The 25233-nt window shown below is 50.0% G+C and carries 9 protein-coding genes; 7 read left to right on the plus strand and 2 right to left on the minus strand.

Annotated features, from left to right (window positions below):
* Window positions 1–4: 4 nt before the first annotated feature.
* The 6 genes from lptC to V2I46_11560 all read left to right on the plus strand — a co-directional run bounded on the left by lptC (window position 5) and on the right by V2I46_11560 (window position 18851).
* Complete coding sequence (lptC, locus tag V2I46_11535; GenBank protein MEE4178128.1) at window positions 5–604, plus strand: LPS export ABC transporter periplasmic protein LptC; 600 nt, start codon at window positions 5–7, stop codon at window positions 602–604.
* Window positions 605–655: 51 nt separating this feature from the next.
* Complete coding sequence (locus V2I46_11540; protein MEE4178129.1) at window positions 656–1924, plus strand: hemolysin family protein; 1269 nt, start codon at window positions 656–658, stop codon at window positions 1922–1924.
* 83 nt (window positions 1925–2007) lie between these two features.
* A complete protein-coding gene (locus tag V2I46_11545) occupies window positions 2008–4131 on the plus strand; it encodes a SurA N-terminal domain-containing protein (GenBank protein ID MEE4178130.1) in 2124 nt (707 codons plus the stop codon).
* Window positions 4132–4742: 611 nt separating this feature from the next.
* Complete coding sequence (locus tag V2I46_11550; protein ID MEE4178131.1) at window positions 4743–11441, plus strand: choice-of-anchor D domain-containing protein; 6699 nt, start codon at window positions 4743–4745, stop codon at window positions 11439–11441.
* 316 nt (window positions 11442–11757) lie between these two features.
* Window positions 11758–16890, plus strand: a complete 5133-nt coding sequence (locus V2I46_11555) for a DUF4623 domain-containing protein (protein ID MEE4178132.1) — start codon at window positions 11758–11760, stop codon at window positions 16888–16890.
* A gap of 86 nt (window positions 16891–16976) precedes the next feature.
* Window positions 16977–18851, plus strand: coding sequence for a phosphodiester glycosidase family protein (locus tag V2I46_11560; protein ID MEE4178133.1), 1875 nt, complete (start codon window positions 16977–16979; stop codon window positions 18849–18851).
* 41 nt (window positions 18852–18892) lie between these two features.
* Here V2I46_11560 and V2I46_11565 read toward each other — a convergent pair whose 3' ends face one another.
* Window positions 18893–21709 carry an FAD-binding and (Fe-S)-binding domain-containing protein gene (locus V2I46_11565; GenBank protein MEE4178134.1) on the minus strand — a complete coding sequence of 939 codons (2817 nt, stop codon included), beginning with the start codon at window positions 21707–21709 and terminating at the stop codon, window positions 18893–18895.
* Window positions 21710–21860: 151 nt separating this feature from the next.
* Here V2I46_11565 and V2I46_11570 point away from each other — a divergent pair, with 151 nt between their 5' ends.
* Window positions 21861–23090, plus strand: a complete 1230-nt coding sequence (locus V2I46_11570) for a DUF1343 domain-containing protein (GenBank protein MEE4178135.1) — start codon at window positions 21861–21863, stop codon at window positions 23088–23090.
* A gap of 268 nt (window positions 23091–23358) precedes the next feature.
* On the opposite strand, the gene V2I46_11575 is transcribed toward V2I46_11570, so the two are convergent.
* On the minus strand, window positions 23359–25233 hold the full coding sequence (locus tag V2I46_11575; GenBank protein ID MEE4178136.1) for an MFS transporter: 1875 nt from the start codon (window positions 25231–25233) through the stop codon (window positions 23359–23361).

Here is a 25233-nt window from a genome sequence, read left to right on the forward strand (position 1 = left end):
TAAAATGGAAAGCTATAGCTTATCCCTTTTTAAAAAGATCACAAACATTGCCATTCTCTTGGGAGTGGCAATGTTTGTTTCCTGCAAAAGCGATCTGGATACCATACAGGCGCTGACACATAAAGACGAGTCGCCCATTGAGAGCGGGTTTGAGGTGGAAATGATCTATAGCCAGCATGCACAGATCCAGATGATCCTCAAAGCCCCCCGTATGGATCGCTATGGAGGGGAAAAAAATTACATTGAAATGCCCGAAGGGATTTCTGTGATATTTTATGATTCATTGATGAATGTTACTTCTACCCTGACCGCCAATTACGCCATCAATTATCTAGGCAATGAGCTTTTCGAAGCCCGCAACGATGTGGTGGTCATCAATGAAGCCAACGAAAAGCTCAACACCGAACAATTGATCTGGGACCAGAAAAAAGGCATCATCTATTCAGAGAAGTTTGTCAAGATCACTACAGCCGATGAGGTCTTATTTGGCGATGGAATGGATGCCGATGAAAGATTCACCACCTGGGAGATCAAGAATCCCCGCGGCACTTTCAGGGTTGAAACCGGAGAGGTTGGGCAAGAACAACCACAACCCATGCCCTGATTGCTGGATTTTAGGTAATTTTGCTCCTGGAAAAAATTTTTTATACAAACATTGAACACCTACACCATCATTGTCATCAGCCTCCTGCTATCGGCCTTTTTTTCGGGCATGGAGATAGCCTTTATTTCGGCCAATAAACTCAAGGTGGAGGTCGAAAAGAAAGGCGGAGGCTTTTCGGCCCGCTTGCTGTCACGTTTCATTCATTCCGAATCCAGCTTCATCTCTGCAATGCTTGTGGGTAACAACATCGCTCTGGTGGTTTATGGTATTGCCATAGCCGCCCTGCTTGACCCTGTATTTGCCAGGGCTTTGCCCGAACCTTTTAACAATGAAGCAGGAATCCTTTTTTTACAGACCATTGTTTCTTCGCTGATCATTCTTCTCTTTGCCGAGTTCCTGCCAAAAACCCTGTTTAAAATTAATCCTAACCGTTTTCTATCCATATTTGCCCTGCCGGTTTATCTTTTCTATTTTATCCTTTACCCCTTAGTGCTCATCACCATTAAGTTATCCGAATTCATCCTGCGGTATCTGTTTCATATGGATCTGGGCAACCGCAAAAAGGTTTTTAACATTGTTGATATGGATAACTTCCTTAAGGAGTTTAGCCCCGATGCAGAGGACGAAAACGAAGAAAGCCGTGAGATTCAGATCTTCCGTAATGCCGTCGAGTTTCCCGACATCAAGGTGAGAGAATGCATGATCCCCCGCACCGAGGTGGTGGCCGTGCCTCATGATGAACAGCCTGATGAGATCCGTTCTATTTTTTCACAGACCGGCCTTTCCAAGATCCTGATTTTCCGAGAGTCCATTGATAACATCATTGGTTATGTGCATGCTTTCGACTTTTTCAAAAAGCCAAAAGACATCCGCCCCATTATCAGGCCGGTCATGCTCGTGCCCGAAACCATGCACGTCAACAAATTGTTAAAAAATTTCATCCAGCAGCAAAAAAGCATTGCCGTGGTAATCGATGAATTTGGCGGCACCTCAGGCATCATTACCATTGAGGACATCATGGAAGAGATCTTCGGCGAGATCGATGATGAGTATGATGTGGACAATTTGCTGGAAAAACAAATTAAGGAGGACGAATATATTTTCTCAGCCCGCCTCGAAATCGATTATCTCAACGAACGTTATAACCTGAACTTCCCCGAATCGGAAGAATACGAAACCCTTGGGGGCCTGATTCTGAATCACCTGGAAAGCATTCCCGAAAAAGGACAGGAACTGCAAATCCCGGGGTTTATTTTACGTATTACCCAGGTAAGTGAAAAGCGAATTGAGATGGTTCAGGTAAGAATTAGTCACTCCTGATCGAACTAAATCAAAAATTATAAGTTGTTAATTCAATTTCTGTTATACCTTTGCAATCTAATTTTTAAAAAGGATTTTTTGCTATGGCTGTAATTAATAAGATAAGGAGTTACTCCGGTTTGCTGATTGCCGTAATTGGTATTGCACTTGCAGCTTTTGTGCTTGGCGATTTCTTTGGATACGGCCCCAGCCGCGGCGGGAGTGTTGATGTTGGAAAAATTGATAAAACAAAAATTTCCTACCAGGAATTTGAACAGCGCGTCAACGACCAGCTGGAAGGCTGGAAGATGCAGACCGGTAACCAAAACCCCGGCCCCCAGGAAGCTTTCCAGATCAGGCAGCAAGTATGGAACACCATGCTGCGCGAGATTCTCCTCGACGGCGAGATGGAAAAACTGGGCATTGAAACTTCCGGCGATGAGCTGTATTACCTGATTCACGGACCTAACCCCCACCAAGTCATCGTCAGGAACTTTTCCAACCCTAATGATGGCAGTTACGATCCCCAACAGGTCATCAATTTTCTGCAAAACTTTGACAATCTGGACCCCGAGACCCAGAATCAGTGGTTGCTCATCGAACAGTATATCAAGCGTGAGCGTCAGGAAAACAAATACCATAACCTGATTCGCCAGGGCTATTATACGCCTTCGCTGCTGCTGAGCCGCGAATACCAGGACCGCAATGCTACTGCTGACTTCCAGTATGTAGTAAAACGTTTCGATACCCTGGCCGACAGCCTTGTCCAGGTATCGGACCGCGAGCTGACAAGGGTTTATGAAGAAAACCGCCATTTGTACGAACAGGAAGCCTCACGCGGCCTGCAGTATGTGGCTTTTCCCGTATTCCCGAGCGAAGAAGACCGCGAGGCCCTTCGTAATGAAATCCTTGAATTGCAGGAAGAATTTGCCAATACTGAGAACATTCAGACCTTTATCAACTCATCCTCTGACGAACGTTTCAACCCCACCTTTGTAGGGCAGGGCGAACTCTCGCCCGAACTCGATTCGGTCATGTTCAACTCACCGGTGGGCAACATTTACGGGCCTATTGTTGAGGAAAACGCTTTCGTAATGGCCAAGTTGACCGATGTTCAGTTTCGCCCCGACAGCATGCGTGCAAGCCATATCCTCGTTTCTTACCTTGGATCGGCTTCTGCCAATCCAAACACTACCCGAACGCTGGAGGAAGCCCGCATCCTGGCCGACAGCATCCTTGGAGTGGTCAGGCGTAATCCGGCCCGTTTTGGCGATCTGGCCGTCGAGCTCTCCGACGATCCTTCCGCGCAAGCGAACCGCGGAGACCTCGAATGGTTCCGTGACTTTGAAATGGTGCCCGAGTTTTCCGAGGCCGTGATCGAAGCCGGTGTGAACACATTTACCACTGCCGAGTCACAGTTTGGGATCCATGTAATCGAGGTAACCGGCAAATCAGCCCCCACCAAAAAAGTGCAGGTGGCCAAACTGACACGCAACATCGAACCCAGCAACCGCACCTTCCAGGCCGTCTTCGGGCAGGCAAGCGAATTTTCAGCCTTGCTGCGCGAAAACAAGAACTTTGAAGAAGCCGCCGAAGAAAAGGGTCTTAGCGTAAGAGAAATCGAAATGGTCCGCGAAATGGACATGAACCTGCCCGGCATTGAGAACCCAAGGGAAATCGTCCGCTGGGCATTTGATGAAAACACCAAGGTTGGTGGATTTTCGCAGATCTTTGATGTTGAAGATCGCTTTATTGTGGCCACCGTCACCGAAAAACGTGAAGAAGGTATCCCCAGCCTGGAAGAGATTCGGGATGAGATCCAGGCCCTGGCCATCCGCGAAAAGAAATTTGAAACCTTCTCCGCTGAAATGAAAGAAGCTCTCGAAGCAGGTAACCTGGAAGCCATAGCTGAAAGATTACAGCTCACTCCCGAGCAAGCCCTCGAAATCCGTTTCAACATGATGAATCTTCCCAACGTAGGTCCCGAACCCAAAGTGGTTGGCACCGCATTCGGCCTGCAGCCCAGCACCATTTCGGAGCCCATCAAGGGTAACGCAGGGGTCTTGGTGGTTGAAGTGATGAATCGTGAAGAAGCCGTTGAACCCGAAGATATGTCGGCCACCCGCCGCCAGATCAGCAGTGCTTTCTCAAACCGTGTTCTCAACGACGTCTTCAATGCCATTCGCGAAAACGCAAGCATCGAGGACAACCGCACCATGTTCTATTAACAGGACCTGTTAACCAAAAAATTAATTTTTGACCGCCCGGGGAATTCATCTCCGGGCGGTTTTTTTTATCTTCCCTCCTTCCTTATTCGGTCCTACCACGGTCATAGTTTAGACGGTGTTTATTCGGTTTAAACCGAATAAACACCGTCTAAACTCCGTATTAACTATGAATGAGGTCTGAGAAACATAAGGCGGGAATACAGCTTAATAATCTCACAATCAGCTTGCAACAAAGCTAAAAGAAAAAAACATTCAGTCCTTCTGTAAGCATCCTTTTCAGATCATAGAGCAGGAAACTTGCCTTAGGAAATTTGGATATCTAGAAGCTTCAAATTTGGGGAAGAATAAATTAACTCAAATCCTTTTCAAAAAAGGATATTTCTTTTTATATTAGCCCTTGGCTAAGAATTGGGGACCGGACAGACTTTTTTTCCCGGTTATATGGAGAAAAGGGCTAATAAGTCCGGTTTTTCTTACGCTGTTAACGAAAGGAGGGATTCATGCCGCTTGCCTTAAGACCCCCTTAACACCCCGGAAGCACTCGCTTCCTTGCTTTTCTTTTGGATTTTTTTAATCAAAACACCCTTTTTTACTCACTAAAAACAATTACTATGAAGAGAAAATTACAACTGGCCATACCCTGGTTTATGGCCTTATTCCTTTTTCTGAGTTTTAACAGCCCAGGACAGGGTTTAGAAACATTTGACAACCTGGATTTGACAGGCACAAGTTACCTTGATGGTACTTTTCTTGGTCAGGATGGTTCGACCTGGACCTACGAACAATGCCGGGGAGATATTGCCATTACGGGCAATGCAATCATGCTTGGAAGAAACAGAACCCCCCAGCCAAATGTTTATTCAGGAACTATTTCTGGTGGGATTGGCATTATCAACTTTGATTATATGCAAGCCTTTTCCACCAATGTTAACCTAAATGTGTTGGTTAACGATGTGTTGGTAGGCAATGTTACCAGTGCTGGCGAAGCCAACATTGTTAAAAACTCCGGTGATATAACGGTGAATGTTGGTGGAGACGTTGTCATAAAGTTTATCAATGCAAATAATTCTGACGGCCAGGTTGTTATTGACAATATTTCCTGGACTGCAGCAGGTGCAGTTACGCAGGTAGCTACTCCATCCCTTTCTCCTAATGGAGGTGATTTTTATGCTCCGATAGATGTCAGCATTTCAACCCTTACAGAAGGTGCAACCATTTATTACACTACCGATGGAACGGATCCGGATGCTACCGCTACCCTTTACACGGCGCCTTTTGAGGTGAGTAGTACCACTACAGTGAAAGCCATTGGTATTAAGGAAGGACTGGATGACAGCAACATTGCTTCGGCCACCTTTAATTTTCCTGCAGTTACCGATGTAGCTACCATTGCTGGCCTGAGAGCAGGGCTGACTGACGGAACGGCTTACCGGCTGACGGGTGAGGCCCTGATCACTGCCATGGATGGCTTCAACAATCGCAAATTTATCCAGGATGGCACTGCAGCCATCATGATTTTTGACAACCAGGGCATTATTGACACCGAGTATTCGATTGGCGATAAGATCCAGAACATTTCCGGAACCCTTTCCCTGGCCAATAATTTGCTTCGGTTTGTGCCCGTTGCCGACCCCGGTGCTGCCGTTTCTACTGGCAACCCAGTAGTACCCACGGTTTTCACCCTCGATGGTGTGACCACGGATGATCAGGCCAAGTTAGTGACGTTTAAAAACGTTACCTTTTCTTCTATCGGTACCTTTGCCAACGGGCAAAACTATACTCTTACTGATGGGACCAATACCTTTGTGATGCGTACGGATTTCTGGAACGTAGATTATATCGGAACAGAAATTCCTACCACCCCTCACAACATCACGGGAGTGATTATCCAGTACAATACAACGCTGCAAATTGTTCCGCGCAGCCTGGCTGATTTCTATGAAATCCCCTTCAATACGCACTTCCAGTTTGCTGCTGTTGACGGAACCCTGCCCGCATGGTTTGGTGCAGATACCGAAAGGGGCATGGCTGCCGGTGGTGGAAGTTTGTATGCCGTCAGCAGGAATGCCGGTAACTTTGTACGTGTATTCGACCCCGTAACGGGCCTTGAAACAGGAACCCTCAATACGACCGGTGTTTCTGGAGGAACTTTTGCACTTAACGATGCAGAAGTCAGTGGCGACGGTGTTGTCCTGGCCGCAAATATGGCCATGAATACCTCAGTGGATGGAACCGCTGTCTTTAAGGTTTACCAAATGGATGCAGTCGCTGCCCCGGTAGCTGTTATTGAATATGCCCTTCCCGGCATTGCTCGCTTGGGTGATAAATTTACCGTTGTAGGCAATTTTGACGATGGCAGTGCAACCCTATACGCAGCCGATGGCAGCAACCCCAGGGTGTTTAAATTTACCCTTACGGGAGGTGTATTTGGAGCTCCGGAAATCATCCCCCTGGGGGTAACCCAAGGAAGTACACCGGCTGTGGCTCCCCTGCCTGATGGTAGTTTTTATTACAATGCCAATGGCCAAAGCCTTTCCAAACTGAATGCCGATGGCACACTGGTCGGGACTGTTCCGGGAGGGATTATTTCAACCGGATCCAACTCTATTAAATATCTGGGCACCGATGGTGATGACGAAATGGTGGCCGTATTCAATTATGGTGTTGGCCAGGAGCGCATCAAGGTTATCCGGGTTCCTGCCGGCGATCCCAGCCTTGCTACTTTGGAATTTGAAACCCCCAGCATGCGTGGCAACGCCAATGCCAACGGTGCAGGTGACGTGGCCTTTATCCCTGGCCTTGATGGAAGTGTTCACCTGTATATCCTGGCAACTAATAACGGTTTTGCTGGTTATGAGAGTCTGAATCTCAACCTGGTTTTCCCCGATTATACCGGCGGGACACCATCCTATGACATCACAACTTTCCCCTATCACCAGAACTTCAATGATGAAGTATTCCCGGCTGATGGCTACCAGAACCTGGCTGTTGTTGGCACAGGAACCTGGACTCGGCTTACCTCCGGTACCAATCCCACCACTTCACCACAGGATGGTGCTGGCATGATCCGGTACAACGCATACAGCCAGAGCTCCGGAAATTCGGCGGCATTGATCACACCCAAAGTGGTGATTCCAGCTGGAGACTACCAGGTTAGGTTCTCCATGTATCGCGATGGAGGATATTTAACCAATGCTGATCGTGTAGAAGTCCTTGTGAACGACACCCCTGACTTGACGGATGCCGTTTCTATTGGGGTCGTAAACCGTAGTATTAACCTTGAACCAGTAGTAACCAGTGCAGGATGGCATTATTTTGCCTTCCCGTTCCCTGTTGAAAAGGCAGGTGATTATTATGTCATTTTCAAGGCCATTAGTGCATACGGTAATAACATTTATGTTGACGCGTTCTTCCTTGAGGAAGTACCCACCCAGCCCCAGTTGGCCGTGGTTCCGACAAGCCTTGATTTTGGCCTGGTGTTAGAAGGAACGACCTCTGCTTCCAAGAGCCTTGCTTTGACCAATGTGGCTGTTGGCTCCCTGCAGATCAATGATGGCGACATTACCCTCACAGGTACTGATGCTGCTATGTTCAGCCTGGGCGACATTACCTATCCCATTGAGATCGGCCCGAGTGCTACCGTAAATATTTCACTGGACTTTACCCCAGCCGCTGTTGGAGATTACACTGCAACGCTGAACATTGCACACAACGGTTCAAACTCACCAACTACGGTAGATATTACGGGTTCGGGATATGCCCCCTTTGCCGCTTTCTTCGAGAACTTTGATCTGGCTACCGTCGGCGGGTTGCCTTCGGCATGGGCAAATTATGTCCAGGCTACCAGTACAGCAGCTGCTGTTGACGTTACCACGGCAGGTACACCGGTTTCTGCTCCCAACCAGATTCGGATGGCTAACTCCTCGGACGCCAATGCCACCCTCTTACTAATCACTCCGGCGGTAACCAATATCACATCCAACCGGATCGGTTTTATGGCAAAAGGCACAAACTATGTTCTCCAGGTTGGTACCATTACCGATCCTGCTGACCCCACTACATTTACGGTACTTCAAGCCATTACCCTGACCAGTGCCCATGAGCAATATTATGTCAATTTTGACGAATACACTGGAACCGACCAATACATTGCCTTTAAGCATGGCTTGGGAGCCACTTATCGCACCATTTACATGGATAATGTAGTTTGGGAAGCCATTCCTGCTGATCCAGTTTTTGCCGTATCACCCGAGTCGAAAGATTTCGGCATGTTGCAAATTGAACAAACCTCTAATCCACAAACCTTTACAATCAGCAATACCGGTGCTGGCACCCTGGTGATCAACCCCGCCGATATTACACTGACCGGTACGGATGCCGCTGAGTTTGTTCTGACCAACCTGGCTGAAACGGCTGAGCTTGCCTTTGGTGAAACCGCAACCTTTACCGTTGCCTTTGCCCCCGTAACCGTGGGCGTAAAGAGTGCCACCATTGAAATCAATGATAATCTCACCGGCAAGGTCATCAATCAGATTCCTCTTACTGGCGAAGGATTTGATGCAACCCTGTATCCTACCTTTGTAGTAGACTTTAACGAAGAGCCCTTCCCCCCACTTGGTTGGGGTAAGTTTATCGGACTGTTGGGCGAAACCACTACACTGGAACCCACTACTTCAGGATGGTCACACCATGTTTTTGGCAACCTATCTGGAGAAGACAACAGCGCTTACATCAATATCTATAGTACTAAAAACCACTGGTTGATTACCCCTCCCATCGACTTGGGTGATGGAACAACCGATTATCAGCTGAGCTTTGACATTGCCCTGACTCCATGGACGGGTACTGCACAGAGTACACTTGGGCCCGATGACTATGTGGCGGTGGTGATCTCTACTGACAATGGTATGACCTGGACCAATGCCAACGTGTTGATCGACTGGGATGCAAGCGATGTTATATCTGCCACCGGAAACCACATTGTTGTTTCGCTGGTAGGTTATTCAGGATTGGTTAAAGTAGGCTTTTATGCTGAAAGACCTTCCGGATCAACACCTGACCTCAGGTTCTACGTTGATAATGTCTCCGTTGAGGATGCTGCTGAAGTACCCGTTTTCACCATTTCTCCGGATTCCAAGGACTTTGGCGATGTTGGCGTAACGGAACAATCGCAACCGCAGACCTTCATCATCTCCAATTCCGGTCCCGGAACCCTAATGGTGAATGCCCCTGTTCTTGACAACACGACCGATTATATCCTCAATTATACTGCAGAGGACTTTCCGGCTGAATTGACTGGAACAGAAACTGTATCATTTACGGTAGCCTTTGCACCTCAAACCGAAGGAATCCTTACGGGTGAAGTTACTATTGCCCATGGGGAAGCAGGAGCAGAAACAGCTACCGTTCCACTGACGGGAGCGGGTGTTGTCAGACCAGCAGGCTCAACCTGTGCGAACCCCTATGTTTTCGATGCGTTGCCTTTGGTTGATTACGCAGACAATACCGAAGCCTACGGCAATGATTATCTGGGCGCCTGGTTAGAACCCAGTAGCAATTACCTCAACGGTTATGACTTTGTTGGCCAGTTTACCCTCGACGAAGCTGGTTATCTAAGTGGTAGTGTGGCTGGCAGCTGGACTGGCCTTATTATTGTGGAAGAGTGCCCCAATATTGATGTACCCGCAAACGTGCTTGCTCTTGGAACAGGTACCAGCGGTGGAGCGTTTAACAATGTATGGATGGAAGCCGGTACCTATTTTGCCATTGTTTCTACCTGGCCTTCACCTGACTTTACTGATTTCACCCTCAACCTGTCATTCATGACTGGTTACACAGTAACCTTTGCTGTTCAGGATGAAGATGCCATTGCTATCACCGATGCGGTGGTTACGCTTGGCGATGTTACTAATGAAGCTGGCAACTATGTCTTTGAAAACGTGATTCCCGGCACTTACGCCTATACCGTTGTGAAAGAAGGTTACGTTGATGGAACCGGTGATGTTGAGGTCATTGATGCTAATGTCACTGAAACCGTTACCCTCCAGTTAGCTGAACAGCCCATGGCAAGGATGCAGATTATCCACAATTCAGCCGATGCTGCAGTTAATTTGGTTGATATCTATGTGAACGGCGATTTATTCCTGGAAGACTTTGCTTTCCGCACCGCTACACCCTTTGTTGATGTACCCGCAGGTGTTGACTTGGATATCATCGTGGCACCTGCCGGAGCGGGTATCGAAAATGGAGTGGGCCCTGTAACATTAAATCTTGGCGAAGGCGGAACTTATATTGCCATTGCCAATGGTATAGTAAGTGCCAGCGGTTATGATCCTGCGCCTGCTTTCAGCCTGGATGTGATGCCCGCTGCGCTCGAATCGGCCATTTCAGGAAATACCGAGGTACTTGCATTCCACGGTTCAACCGACGCTCCCACAGTTAGTGTTTGGGAAACCGGGGTAGGTGCAGGTGAACTTTTCACCTTCTCCTATGGTGATTTTGCAGGTTACCTTCTGCTTAATACTGCTGATTACGTGTTGGAGATTCGCACCGCCGACGGAGAAACCACCGTTGCTGCTTACAGCGCACCTTTGGCCACCCTTGGCCTGGATGGGGCCGCAATAACTGTGGTGGCTTCTGGTTTCCTTGATCCTGCCAATAACAGTGATGGGGCAGCTTTCGGGTTGTACGTTGCACTTGCTGGAGGCGGTGATTTAGTGGCACTCCCACTTTACACGGAAACCTTCGAGGTGACTTTTAATGTTGACATGACCTACGCTGAAGGATTTGATCCCGAGACTGACGTGGTTTACATTACCGGTGACCTCCTTGGCTGGGCAGAACCGGGTACGGATCCTGACAACCAGACCATGGCCCGGGTAGATGACTCCATGGTATGGACCAAAACTCTCCAACTGGAAGCCGGAAGCTATGAATACAAATACTTCCTCAATGCAGGCTGGGATGGCGGTGAATGGGATGGCGGTGACAACCGCAGCCTTGTCGTGGAAGGCGATATGGAAGTGAACGATTGGTTTGGATATCTGACCGATCCTACCAGCGTTACCGATCCGAGTCTGGCTCAGATCCGTATTTTCCCCGTACCGGCTCAAACCAACCTGACCATTACATCACCCATGTTGATTCGCGAAGTTCGCATGATTGATATGCTGGGTCAGATGGTTTATAACGAAACGGTATCCGGCATGCAGCACCAGCTGAATGTGGGCCAATTCAAGAACGGTATCTACTTCATCCAGATCCTTACTGACAAGGGTATGGAGACCCGCAGAATCCAGATTCAGAAATAATCTGGTTTCCTAATCCTATGAAAGGGAAGGTCCACCAGGCCTTCCCTTTTTTTGTTTAAAACATTTTTTTGACACTAATGTAAATAATTAATAAATTTTTTTATAAATTAGACGTGATCAAAAAGAGGTGGCTAAACCGATTATTTTTTCCGTTTAAAAAACCGGTTGACCTTACTTATTTTCCTATCCTTCTTGTGAATTTGTGATGGTGGAATCAAATACACGTCCTATGGAATCCTCACGTGCATCACCTTCTTAATCTTACGGTCACGCTTTACGCTTATTCTTTTCTTTTTCTAACTTAAACCAAAATCCTATGAAGAAAAATGTACAATCTTTCATGATGTGGTTTTTCACTTTGCTGTTGCTCTTCAGCTTTCAAGGCTGGGCGCAGGCTGAGTTTGACATCACCACATTGCTTGACAAAACCGGCACCAACCTGCCCACGCAGATAGGTTCCGGAGGAAACGCCAGGGCAGCAGCCCTTTACCAGGATCGTTATGTGATTGTTGCTTCGCGCGAAGGCGGCCCTAACGTTTGGGTTTGGGACAGCCAGAATCCAGGCGCAGCGCCTTTCGCTCTCCCCATGGGAACTGATATCATTAATACCACGATTACCTTTCCCATCAATTATGTCAGGGTAGCAGGTGACGCAATTTACGTTTCAAACCTGACATTAAACCCATCAGGAACAGGTTGGGGACAGGGGCCATTTTACATTTACCGTTGGACCAGCCTCACCAGTGAGCCTGAAGTGGTAATTAACTATACCGCCGAAGCAGGCCGCCTGGGAGATGCTTTCTCTGTCATTGGAGATCCTATGGGTGACGGACATATCATCGCTCACATGAATACCACCAAGGCTTTCAGGGTGTGGAATTTTGAGGGTGGTGTGCTTACTAACCATGATACCCCCGGCCTTATCACGCTGGATGTTCTTGAAGATCACATCAACAACCATGGCATTTACAATGCCATTCCAGGCGAAGAATCCCTTTTTGTGGTAACCAGTAACAACAAGGGTATCATGATAGCCAACCTGAATGGAGAAATTTTGGCTGAATGGGGAACCGAACTGATTGATATGAAGACCTATGACCCCAACATTTTCTACCTTGGCAGTAAAAGGTATCTCACCTACACCATTAATAATGATACGAACCCAGAGGTTGGTGCCAGATATCAGATCGTTGACATCTCGGAAGGGGCAACAATCATTGAGGCCATTCAAGCCATTACCAACTCGATTGAACTGGCAGAAAAAATCGTCTATGATTTTGTAATCTCCCCCACGGGACATGCTAACCTCACGGCTACCAATTCTGTTAGTTTGCTTGAGGATGGCAGTGTGCGGGTTCTTGCGCATGTCGTGGGTAAAGGCTTTGTCCTGGAAGAATTTACTGCAGCCAGCACAGTCTTCTTTGAAGAAAACTTCAACGACTTAAATGCCGCTACCCGCTGGTCGTTTACAGAAACTGGGGGTACCAATGTGGCAGATTTTGCCTTTGACTATGCAGCAGCAGGGATCCCTATGATTGGAGAAGAAACCGATGGGATCGGGCTGAAAATGGCTGTAAACACCGTATCACCGGGTGCGATCAGTGCTGCCATGGCTTTCCCAAATGGGCAGTCGTTTGAAGGGGAATATGCCCTCACCTTTGATTTCTGGATGAACTTTGAAGTGGGCGGTTCCGGTACAACAGAGCATGCCATTTTCGGTGCCGGCCATACTTCCACCGATATCCAGACCCCTGCCGGAGGTTCCGGTTCTGTAGACGGGACGCCAGGCACAGGCCCCAGCAACAACGGGATTGACTATACCATGACTCCCGATAATGGAGCCTCCAGGGATGTTCGCGTATTTGTTGACGGCGCGGAATTACTGGGTGTTGCCGGTGGATTTGCAGGCGCCCTGCAATCAACACAAACCGATCCTTATAATCTGGCTTATACTGGCACCGAGCCCGGCAACCAGTGGTTGGAAATTACCATTGAAGTACTTGCTGACCGTACCGTTTTAAAAGTCAATGGCCATATTTGGGCCGAAACCATGGCGGTTGCCGATCCCGGCAATATCATGCTTGGGTATATGGACTTCTTTGGGGGATCCGTTGCCAATGAAAACTCCTTCATTGTTTTTGACAACATTAAGGTAGGTGAAATAGTTGAAGAACCGCCGCTGGCGAGGGTTCAGCTGATTCACAATTCGGCGGATGCGGCTGTAGCTCTGGTTGACCTTTACGCCGATGGTGAGCTGCAATTGGAAGATGTTGCCTTCCGCACGGCAACCCCATTTATGGATGCTCCCGCAGGCGTGGATATCAACCTGGTCATTACCCCTGCTGATGCACCTATCGAACAAGGGGTACCCCTGACCGTAAACTTTACCGATGGCATGACCTACGTTGTGGTTGCTGCGGGTAATGTTAGCACGGAGGGGTACGATCCGGTCGTGCCTTTTGGCCTTTACGCTTATGAATTTGGACAGGAAGCTGCAGTGAACCCCTCCAACACCGACGTCCTGGTATTCCATGGTTCAACCGATGCACCCACCGTTACGGTGTGGGAAACCGGGGTAGGCGTCGGACAGATCATCTCCGATTTCAGTTTTGGTGACTTTGCAGGATATCTAAGCCTGCCCCTCAATGATTATGTACTGGAAATCCGTGATGAAACCGGTGCCAATACCGTAGCCGCTTATTCAGCGCCTCTGGCTACCCTTGGGCTTCAGGGAGAGGCCCTTACTGTGCTGGCTTCAGGATTCCTGAACCCCGCCAGCAACAGCGATGGACCGGCCTTTGGTCTCTACGCTGCCCTTGCAGGGGGCGGAGCACTGGTTGAGCTGCCTCTCTATGACGATACCGTGATCATCGATGAGTTCCCCTATGTTGAGGACTTTGAAGGCGAAGACTTCCCCCCTGCAGGCTGGGAAATCGTTAATCCGGATGGAAGTGCCATTGAGTGGGCCCAGAGTTCAGCCAATAATCATACCCCCGATGGCGAATTTTCGGCTTTTCACACCTACAACTCGATCGCCAATGAGGATGGTTGGATGATTTCACCCGCCATGGTCATTCCCGCTGAAACCCAGTATGTGCTTTCCTTCTGGTCAGTGAACTCATTCCCGACCTATTATGGCAAAAACAGTGTGCTGATCTCTACCGGAAGTGGCAACCCCATTGACGAAGAATTCGTAGAAGTTTGGACAACCGCAACAGTGGTCAATGCCTGGGAGGAAACCACCATTGATCTTACCGATTATGCAGGCCAAACCATTTTTGTGGCCTTCCGCTATGAGGGAGAGGATGCACATGTCTGGTACCTGGATGACATCCGGGTAGGGGAAGAGGTAGTCATCCCGCAATTTGAGACCCTCTTCGAGTTTTCCGTTGCCGGAGGAGATTATCCTTCCTGGATGGGCACCAACAATGAGCGTGGCTTTGCTTCCTATGGCGACCACGTGTATGCTGTGAGCCGTACAGGAGGCAATTTCGTCTATGTGCTCGACCGCCTGACTGGTCTTGAAACCGGACAACTTAACACCACAGGCATCCAGCCCGTTGGCACTTTCCATATCAACGACATTGAGGCCAGTGACGATGGTGTGATCGTAGCCGCCAATATGGCAATGGGAGCAGGCGCAACTTTCATCCTCTATGAAATGGATGTAACTGAGCCTGCCACCCCGATCCTGCAATTTAACTTACCCACTGAAGGTGGCCGCATTGGGGATAAGATAACCCTGGTAGGTAGTTTCAGCGACGGCGGTGCTACCCTCTATGCAGCCGATGCCTCAAATCCCAAGGTGTATAAATGGACCCTTACGGATGGCGTATTTGGCGCTCCTGAAGTGATCACCCTTGAAATTCCTCATGGTAATACCCCTGTAGTCAGCCCGCTACCTGATGGCACATTCTATTATACCGCTTCAGGTCAGAGCCTTTCAAAACTCAGTGCTGATGGAACCCTGATTGGTACCGTAGCCGGTGAGATCATCTCGACTGGCTCAACGGCCATCAAGTATTTCGGGAAAGACGGCAATGATGAAATGGTTGGAGTCTATCTTTATGGCGAGAACCACGAACACCTGGTGGTTGTCCGCGTGGTGGATGGCGACCCCGAACTGGCTGAAACAGAATTTGTAACGCCTTCCATGTACGGTGCCGCCAATGCCAACGGAACCGGCGATGTGGCCTTTGAACCCGCAGCCGATGGCATCAACGCTGACTTGTATGTCCTGGGTTCGAACAATGGGATCGGAGGCTACCGCAGCCTGTTTCTTGACTTGGTATTCCCCGATTACAGTGCACAGGAGCCAGGAGATCAGTTTGTCCTTCACTGGGATGTCGCTTCTACAGCTACCACCGTGGGTTACCGCGCTGAACACTACAGCGTGCTGATCTCAAATTCCAGCGACAACCCTGAAGACTTCGTCACCGTATGGGAAGAGACTCTATCCACTGATGTTCCCGGGTGGGAATATAGGCCAAGGCAGGTTGACATCTCTGACTATGCCGGCGATGATATTTATGTAGCTATCAGGCACCACGATGTGACCGACATGGACCGCCTGGTTATCGACAACGTGAAGATCATCATGATCCCTGAAGAAGTTGACAGAGAAGAAATGATTGTCTTCCATGAAGACTTCCAGGGTGGGGTCGCCGATGAAGTGGATCCGGAATGGATGCCCGAAGGTTGGACCAAGGTCGATAATGACGCCGACAACTTCAACTGGTACTATGGGGTCAGGACTTCGGGTGAGGTTACCCAAGGGGCCATGAGAAGCGAGTCCTGGGATTCAGTGGGCGAAGTTCCCCTTACCCCCGACAACTGGCTGTTCACACCTTCCATTGCAGTGGTTGAACCCGTGGTAGAAATTTTCACCGTTACCTTTAACGTGGATATGACCTATGCTGAGGCGTTTGATCCGGCCAGTGATGTGGTTTACATTACAGGCAGTCTGTTGGGGTGGGCCGAGCCTGGCACCGATCCTGACAACCAGACAATGAGCCGCGTGGACGACTCCATGATTTGGACCAAAACCTTTGAACTGGAAGCCGGATCCTACGAATACAAATACTTCCTCAACGCAGGTTGGGATGGCGGCGAATGGGATGGCGGCGATAACCGCAGCCTTATCGTTGAAGGCGATATGGAGGTCAACGACTGGTTCGGTTCTCTGACCGACCCCACCTCTGTCATTGAAGTGGAAGGCTCAGAAATCGTGCTTTTCCCCAATCCTGCCCGCACCACCCTGAACATTGTTTCAGGCGATATGATCCGCGAACTCCGCATGATTGATATGCTTGGACAAGTGGTTTATGCTGCTGATGTGGTCGGCGAAAGCCATCAGATCAACCTTGGTTCTTTCCGTAATGGTATCTACTTTATCCAGATTCTGACCGCTAAGGGATTAACCACCCACAGGGTTCAGATCCAGCGATAATTCTGATCATTAATCTTGAAGAAAAGGGCCTCCGCAAGGGGGCCCTTTTTTCCAAAAAGCACTAAATAAGCATGAAAGCCTGCGTGATGAAAAAATATTTCCTGGTAATCCTCATTGTTACCTTCCCTTTTCTGGCACCCGCCCAGCAAATTGACTGGGTTGATGTTTCTTCCGAACATGAATTACCAGAAGGCCTGAAACTATTTCACGGAACCCTAGTGGGCAATAGTACCTTTTTTGCTTATTATTATGAGGTGGATCTGAACGTCCCGGACATAGCCATTCGACCATACATCAGCACCAACAGCAAGCCCATTGGCCAGTTTTGTTCCGATGTCGGCGCCTATGGGGCCATCAACGGGGGGTTTTTCAGCGGTACCACCTCCCTCTCGGCCATCGTTTATCCCGATGAGGTAAAAGCACAGAATGTGGCCGCCGTTACCCGCAACAGCCAGTCATACCCCGTGGTCAGGAGCTTTTTTGGCATAAATGCTGACCGCTCTCTTTCCACCGAATGGATCTATCACTTTGGCCCACAGGTGGAGGACATCTATACTTTCGAGGAACCTCTTCCCTATACCACAAACCATCCAAATCCCCTGTCACCCCCAGCCCAGTCGCAAGGGCAGCCCTATGAGGATTTGCTGGTGGGTATTGGCGGAGGGCCTATGCTGATGAAGGATGGAGCGGTCGAATTTACCTGGGATGAAGAAGTGTTCTGGGGCTCGGGCGTGGATCTGAACACCTACCGACCCCGCACCGCTGTGGGTTACACCGCTGACAACAAGGTCATCATGCTGGTGACCAATTCCTTCAAGATTGAAGACCTGCCTGCCCTGATGGAAAGCCTGGGTTGCCATGGGGCCATGAACCTCGATGGAGGAGGCTCCACAGCTATGGCCCTGGGAAATGAAACACTATATTACCAGAACCGGCCCGTTCCTACCATCCTGGCTGTGGTACATACCGATAGCCTGGGCCTGCCACAGACCCCAACCTTCGAAAAGGTGATGGATACCGGCGATGCAAATACCGAATTCACCGGATCGTGGTTCCCGACTGCCAACGCAGGCTATTGGGGCGATACCCCCTCCCTGCTGCATGGCATTGGCAGCCACGACAACTACTGCCAGTTCAACCCTGATCTAAGCGTCGAGGCAAGTTATGAAGTCTATGGTTGGTGGGTGGCATCTTTTAACCGGGCTACCGACACCCCTTTTATTGTCAATCACGCCAATGGCGCTGACACAGTTTATGTCAACCAATCGGTCAACGGCTCTTCCTGGCAATATATTGGTACTTACACTTTCAACGGCTCTGCGGGTGAAAATATCCGGGTGACGGCCGGGGCAACCACCAACCAATATGTCGTGGCCGATGCGGTCAGGCTGCTTTCCTATGATGAGGGATTTGAAATTCCCGACCCAAGCATCCTTTCCATCCTTCCGGTGGATGACATCGAAGTGCCCTTTGGCACGTCAGAACAAGAAGCCGTTGCCGCCCTGGCAGAAACAACCACCATCGTTGACAGCAACGAAGATACCCATACCGTTTTCCTGAGCTGGTCGGTTGAAAGTTATGACGGAAATACGGCTGGAGATTATGCCGCTTCCGGAACCTTTGCATTGCCAGCCGGAGTGGTGCAAAGTGATCCGGAAACCCCACTGGAAGTTCATGCCACGATTACCGTTTTACAGGATGATACCAGCACGGATGAGCCTGGATTATCAGCGCTTAAGATTTTCCCAAATCCTGGCAGGGGAAAGTTTTTCGTAAGTGGTCATTCGCCTGCACCCCTTTTGCTGGAAGTCTTTTCAATAGAAGGTGCGAGGATAAAAAGCTTTAAAGCCAACGGTGGCTTGGAACTTGAAATCAACCTGCAAAGCTACCCTTCAGGCATTTATTTGCTTAGGGTCAGCAACCCAAAGGGAGCCAAAGCCTTCCGCTTAATAAAAGAATAAGAAAAACGGCCGGCCTTTTGGTTTTCAAAATCCCGGACAAATCATAAGTCCAGGGTTTCTGTCACTTCATCAATCAGGTAAAAGATGGAATGATAGGGAATCCCTGCCTGTGACGACAAACCGATCTCACAGGTTCTGCTTGTGCTGTATCCCTGCCTGACATCCTCTGGCAGCTGATCTTTCAGATGCCTTAAAGCAGCCTGGTTTAATTCGGGATGGGTAAAGCCCCGGTCGCCGGCCCAGCCGCAACAACCCACCTGGTCGGGCACCACCACCTCCCTGGCGCACATCTTTGCAAGCTTTACAAGGTCTTTGTCCAATCCCATTTTCGTGGTGCTGCAAGTAGCATGCACGGTGATGCGTGCATCTTTTGGATGAAACCTCAGCCTGGGGACAAGGTAGTTCAGCGAAAAGGCCACAGGTTCAAATAGCTGCAAATCCTTCGAAAGGGTTTCCTTCATATGCAGCAGACAGGGGCTCATTTCACAAAGCACAGGGTATTTCCCGTTCTCCGTGGCTTTTAGCAGCGCAGCCTCTAGTTCTTCTTCCCTTCGTTTGGCTTCCTTACGGAAACCTTTGCTGGAGAATGCCATTCCGCAGCAAAGGTGATTATAGCCACCTGGAAGGATCACTTCCAGGCCGGCCTTCTCCAGCAGGGAAATGGTTTTATTGACAAGGGCCTCTTTTTCTTCCGTACCGGCAGAAACCCCAAAGGTCCGGTTGATGCAGGTCGGAAAATAAACGACCTTTTTTGGCCCCTTCCGGACTTTGGGTTTTTGAATGCGCGGAGCCCCCTTTGGCGTCTGTTCATTCCATACCGGCGTACCCAATATCTTATGCAAAAAGCCCGTGGTGGAAACCAACAGCCCTTGCCCGAACAACTTTTGTTTATAAAATGCTGTGTTAAGAAACAGCCTTAAAAAAGCGGTCACAAAGCCTATGCTCGAGCCGATGGCCCAGGCCGCGCCCCGGCTGAAGGCCCCGTTATGCTTAAACCGCAGCTCCTTGATCAGGGTTCCGGTGTTGATGTCGACCGGGCAGTTGATCTCACACAGGCCATCTGTGGCACAGGTGGCATCACCTGCATAGGCAAAGGCTTTTTTCAGGTGCCTGTACTCCTCAGAAAAATCCCCCGTACTGGCAAGCTCATGCAAACGGCGGTATACCACGATTCGTTGCCTGGGAGTCAGGGTCAGGTCCTTGGATGGACAGGCAGGCTCACAAAAACCGCATTCAATGCACTGATCGATCAGTTTATGAGCGGCAGGCATGGATTTAATATTCGACAGATGAATGCCCGGGTCTTTGTTGATCAGCACACCGGGGTTCAGAATCCCTGCAGGATCAACGATCTGCTTGATCGTTTTCATCACCCCATAGATGTCCTCCCCCCATTCCCTGGCCACAAATGGTGCCATGTTGCGGCCCGTGCCGTGCTCGGCCTTCAGGCTCCCGTCATATTTCAGGGTAAGCACCGCCAGGGCTTCCATAAAACGCTCGTAGCGTTCTTTTTCCTCCGCCTTTGAGAAATCGGGCATGATCACAAAATGGATATTGCCATCGAGCAGGTGGCCCCAGATGACATACCCCGGGTAATCGAAATCTTCCAGCAAAAGTTTGAGTTCAGTAAGGGCATCGGCCAGCACAGGCGCTCTGAAAGCCAGGTCTTCGATGATGCAGGCGGTGCCGGCTAGCCGGGCTGAAGCTGCCGAGGTAAATAAACCTTCACGCACCCGCCACAGCGAGGCATAAACCGACGAATCATCCGTAAATGAAATGGGGTATAGCGTTGGGATATCCTTCAATCCTTCCACAATTTCATTCATCTGCTTTTGCAGGCTTTGCAGGTCGGAGGCAGAGGTGTCGATCAGAAGGGCCACAGCCGAAGGGTTCAGTGTTTTCAATACGTCAGGCATCCCTGGTTTATCGGCCACTGATTGCAGGGCATTGTAATCCATCAGTTCAGCCGCACTCACCTGCAACTGGCGCAAAGGCATGATGGCCTGGCAGGCATTCCGGATGTTGGGAAAGAAAATCAGGGAAGCAGCCTTTAGCGGAAGATCAGGAACCGTTTCAAAGCTCACCTCAGAGATAAATCCCAGGGTGCCTTCAGCCCCGATCATCAGATGTTCAAGGATGTCAACAGGATCTTCAAAATCGACAAGGGCGTTGACCCCATATCCGCAGGTGTTCTTCAACTGGTATTTATGCCTGATCTTTTCAATCATCTTCGCATTGGCCTTCACCCTTTCCGACAATTGCCGCAGGCCATCCAGCATGGACGCTTGCGACTGCCGAAAGGCCTCGCGGCTTTCTTCCAGGCGGGTATCCAGCAGAGTCCCGTCGGCCATCACCAGGCGCATGCCACGAATGGTATTGTAACTGTTGTATCTGATGCCATAGCTCGATCCGCTGGCATTGTTCGACACGATGCCGCCAATACGGGCGGAGTGGATGGAAGCCGGGCTGGGGCCCAGTTTTCGACCATAGGGCGCCAGGCGGCCGTTGGCCAGCCCCCCGACCAGTCCACAAGCAAAGGTGGCAAAACGGCCATCCTCCGAAATATGGCTGCCGGAATAGCGGTCCCCGATCTCCATCAGCACCGAATCGGTGATGGTTTGCCCGCTCAGACTGGTGCCGCCCGCCTTAAAGGTCAGCGGAATACCCACTTCAAAACAGGCTTTGATCACCGCAATGGCTTCCTGTTCCGATTCCACACGCACGGCCAGTTGTGGGATAAGCCTGTAAAAACTTGCATCCGTACCCTTGCTCAAAAGGTCAACCGGTTTGGTGAAGACTTTCGAACTGCCCAGCTCACGCCGCAAACGCCCGGCCAGCGCTTTCACCTGTTTTTCCATAAGCAGGAATCAATTGATTTTTTCATCTGAGGTTTTTTTAAATAAAAACACTCTTTGCAATCCCCCTTCCAGAGCCTGAAATATTTATTAGATTTGTCAAATGATTAAGGCCTGGTTTGAGCCAAAGTTAGCACATAAAATAAATGCTGCAATGAAGAAATCCATCCTTTCGCTGATGATCGTTTTTTTTCTCCTGCCGGCTTTTGGGCAGGTAAAAACTGGCATAGAGGTCTTGCGTGACCAGGGCTTTGAACCCTTGCGGGGAAAACGTGTGGGACTGATCACCAACCCCACGGGCGTTGACAGCCAACTCCGATCCACCATCGACATCCTGAACGATGCACCTGAAGTAAGCCTGGTGGCCCTTTACGGCCCGGAACATGGCGTGCGGGGCGAATATCCTGCCGGCGAACTGATCGACAACAAGCCCGACCCGGCCACCGGCATACCCATGTTCAGCCTGTATGGTCAGACCCGCAAGCCAACGTCCGAAATGCTTGAAGGGATTGATGTGTTGGTTTACGACATCCAGGACATCGGCTCGCGATCCTACACCTTCATCAGCACCCTGGGACTTGCCATGGAGGCTGCCGCCGAAAATGGCATCGAACTGATGGTGCTCGACCGTCCCAACCCCCTGGGCGGACTGAAGATGGAAGGTCCTCTGGTTGAACCCGAATTTATCTCTTTTGTCAGCCAGTTTCCCATCCCCTATGTGCACGGACTTACGGTGGCTGAGTTGGCTCTGTTCCTTAACGGCGAAGGCCTTTTGGCCAATGGGGCGAAATGCAAGCTTACAGTGATCGAAATGGAAGGCTGGGACCGCTCGCTGACCTTCGAAGAAACCGGCTTGCACTGGGTGCCCTCCTCCCCCCACATCCCTCACGCCCATTCAGCCTATTTTTACCCTGTATCCGGAATCCTGGGAGAACTCTATGTAGTAAACATCGGGGTGGGCTATACCCTTCCCTTCCAGACCTTTGCCATCGACTGGATCAGCGATGCCGAAGAGTTGACCAGACGGTTAAACGGGCTGTCCATTCCCGGCGTAATTTTCCGGCCCATCCATTACCGCGCCTACTACACCGATATGAAGGACAAGATGCTTCACGGGGTGCAGGTCCACCTGACCGATTTGCACCAGGCACCGCTTTCCCTTATCCAGTTTTACGTCCTGCAGGAACTCCACAAGCTCTATCCCGAAAGGAATGTATTCCAGATGTGCCAGGAAAGCCGCTTGCCCATGTTTGACAAGGTCACCGGCACCGACAAAGTACGCATGGCCTTTGAAAAACGTTTCCTGGTTGAAGACATCTTACCCATTTGGACCCGGGACATCCCGGCCTTTCGGGAAAAAGCAGAACCCTATTTTCTGTATTGAAAACCAGAGGTTAAGGTACATTTTGTTTTTTATGTAAAAAAACGCCTCTTTTATCTTAAAAAACAGGCGAAAAATACACCATGGTCGTACCATCCTCGTGTGAAACTCGTGTGGGGTTCTGATTGGCTTCGTCTGCACACGACCAAGGTAGGTCTATGGCAGGTCCGGGATAGGGTATTCTGGCAAAAAAAGCTGATAATCATACGGTTGACAGGAAAGCCAATCAGGCACCCGTGGAAACCTCAAATTCTATTGACCCGTTTGGAAATCAGTCCTTTTCCCCGGTTTTTTCTGTTGTTTTCTTGATCCCAAAAGAAGGGTTAATTTTCAGGAAGCGGATGACCAGGAATCCCGGGAGGGTACAAAGCATGACCCAGATAAAGAAGTTCTGATAGCCGATGATCTCCTGCAGCCAGCCCGAGATCATGCCCGGGAGCATCATCCCCAGGGCCATGAAGCCTGTGCTGATGGCGAAATGAGCGGTTTTGTGCTTCCCTTCGGCAAAATAGATCATGAACAGCATATAAGCCGTAAAACCAAATCCATAGCCGAACTGTTCAATGGCCACCGAGCCGGCGATGAGCCAGAACTGGGTGGGTGTTGCGTAGGAAAGGTAGACGTACATCAGGTTTGGCAGGTTAATGGACAGGGCCATGGGCCATATCCAGTACTTCAGGCCTTTCCTGGAAGCCAGCACGCCCCCGAGGATGCCGCCCAGGGTCAGTGCCAGGATGCCGATGGTGCCATAAATAAGACCCACATCGCCGGTAGTAAGGCCCAGTCCGCCTACCTGTCGGTCATCGAGCAGGAAGGGCGATGCGAGCTTCACCAGCTGTGCTTCTCCCAGACGGAACAGCAGTAAGAAAGCCAGGGCTGGGCCCAGGTTTCCTTTTCGGAAGAAGGACCCAAAAGTCCTGAAAAACTCAGTGAAAGCGTTTTCGCCGGTCTCCTGCACCACCGCTTTGTCGGAAGCCGGCCGTGGGAGAATAATGCGGTGATAAACAAAGACTGCGAGGAAAAATCCAGCCAGGATGAAGAAGGTGATGGACCAGGCCAGGGGGATGTTACCTGAACGGCCTTCGAAGAATGCCTGGGCAGGGCGGTCCAGTTTGGGGTCAAGCTGAACGGCGATCCATGCGGTCTGGTTCCAGTTGTCAGGGTTGAACGCCAGACGTTCACCCTGGATCATGCGGATGCTGGCATCTCCCCTTCTGAACCTGGAATTCAGCACGATTTCCTTGCCCTCTTCGGGAGGGGCTGAAAGGGTAATGCCCACCAGGCCAATGTTTCCCTGCAAATCCTGAGGGCTGAGGTCCTGAACGTGATCATGCCTGAAGTGGGTGCGCAGCCAATGGGCAAAGGGTTCGGATATGCTGCGGGCAAACCAGGAGGGTTCCCCGGCTTCGGCTGCCTCTTCGGGAAACACAAATCCATTGGCGAGATTCTGGCTGGCAACCCATTGCCTGATGGAGTCGGCCTGGTCACTGGGGATATTCCCCGTGTTGAGCTCCAGCATTTCAGTGGTTATCCGGAAGGTAAGTTCATCAGCCTCAGATGCTCTTTCAGCCGGGGTATATTCAACCATTTCTGCGGCTGCCGGGGTAGCCTCCACCCTGAATTCCACCGGTTCCTGCCCGGTAAATACTTCAAAAAAGCCTGCGAGGATGATCAGGAGGCCCTGACCCGTTATCATGGCCACCCGGTAAAAGGTGCTCCTTATCCCCACGAAATAAGCCTGTTCGTGTTCGTCGAGGCCCAGCATATAAAAACCGTCGGCAGCAATGTCGTGGGTGGCCGAACTAAAAGCCAGGAGCCAGAAGAAGGCAAGGGTATATTGGAAAAACCCAGGCAGGGGGATGGTAAAGGCCACCCCCGCCAGTCCGGCCCCTATCATCAGCTGCATAATGACTATCCACCAGCGTTTGGTTTTGAATAAATCGACAATGGGGCTCCAGAGTGGTTTAATGACCCAGGGAAGATAAAGCCAGCTGGTATAGAGCGCAATATCCGTATTGGAAATACCGAGTCGTTTGTACATGATCACCGATACCGTCATGACGACCACATAGGGTATCCCTTCCGCAAAATAGAGGGTGGGGATCCATGCCCAGGGCGAGCGTTTCTTTACCTTATCGTTTGCCAT

Origin of the sequence: Bacteroides sp. (assembly GCA_036351255.1) — a bacterium.
Classification (GTDB): domain Bacteria; phylum Bacteroidota; class Bacteroidia; order Bacteroidales; family UBA7960; genus UBA7960.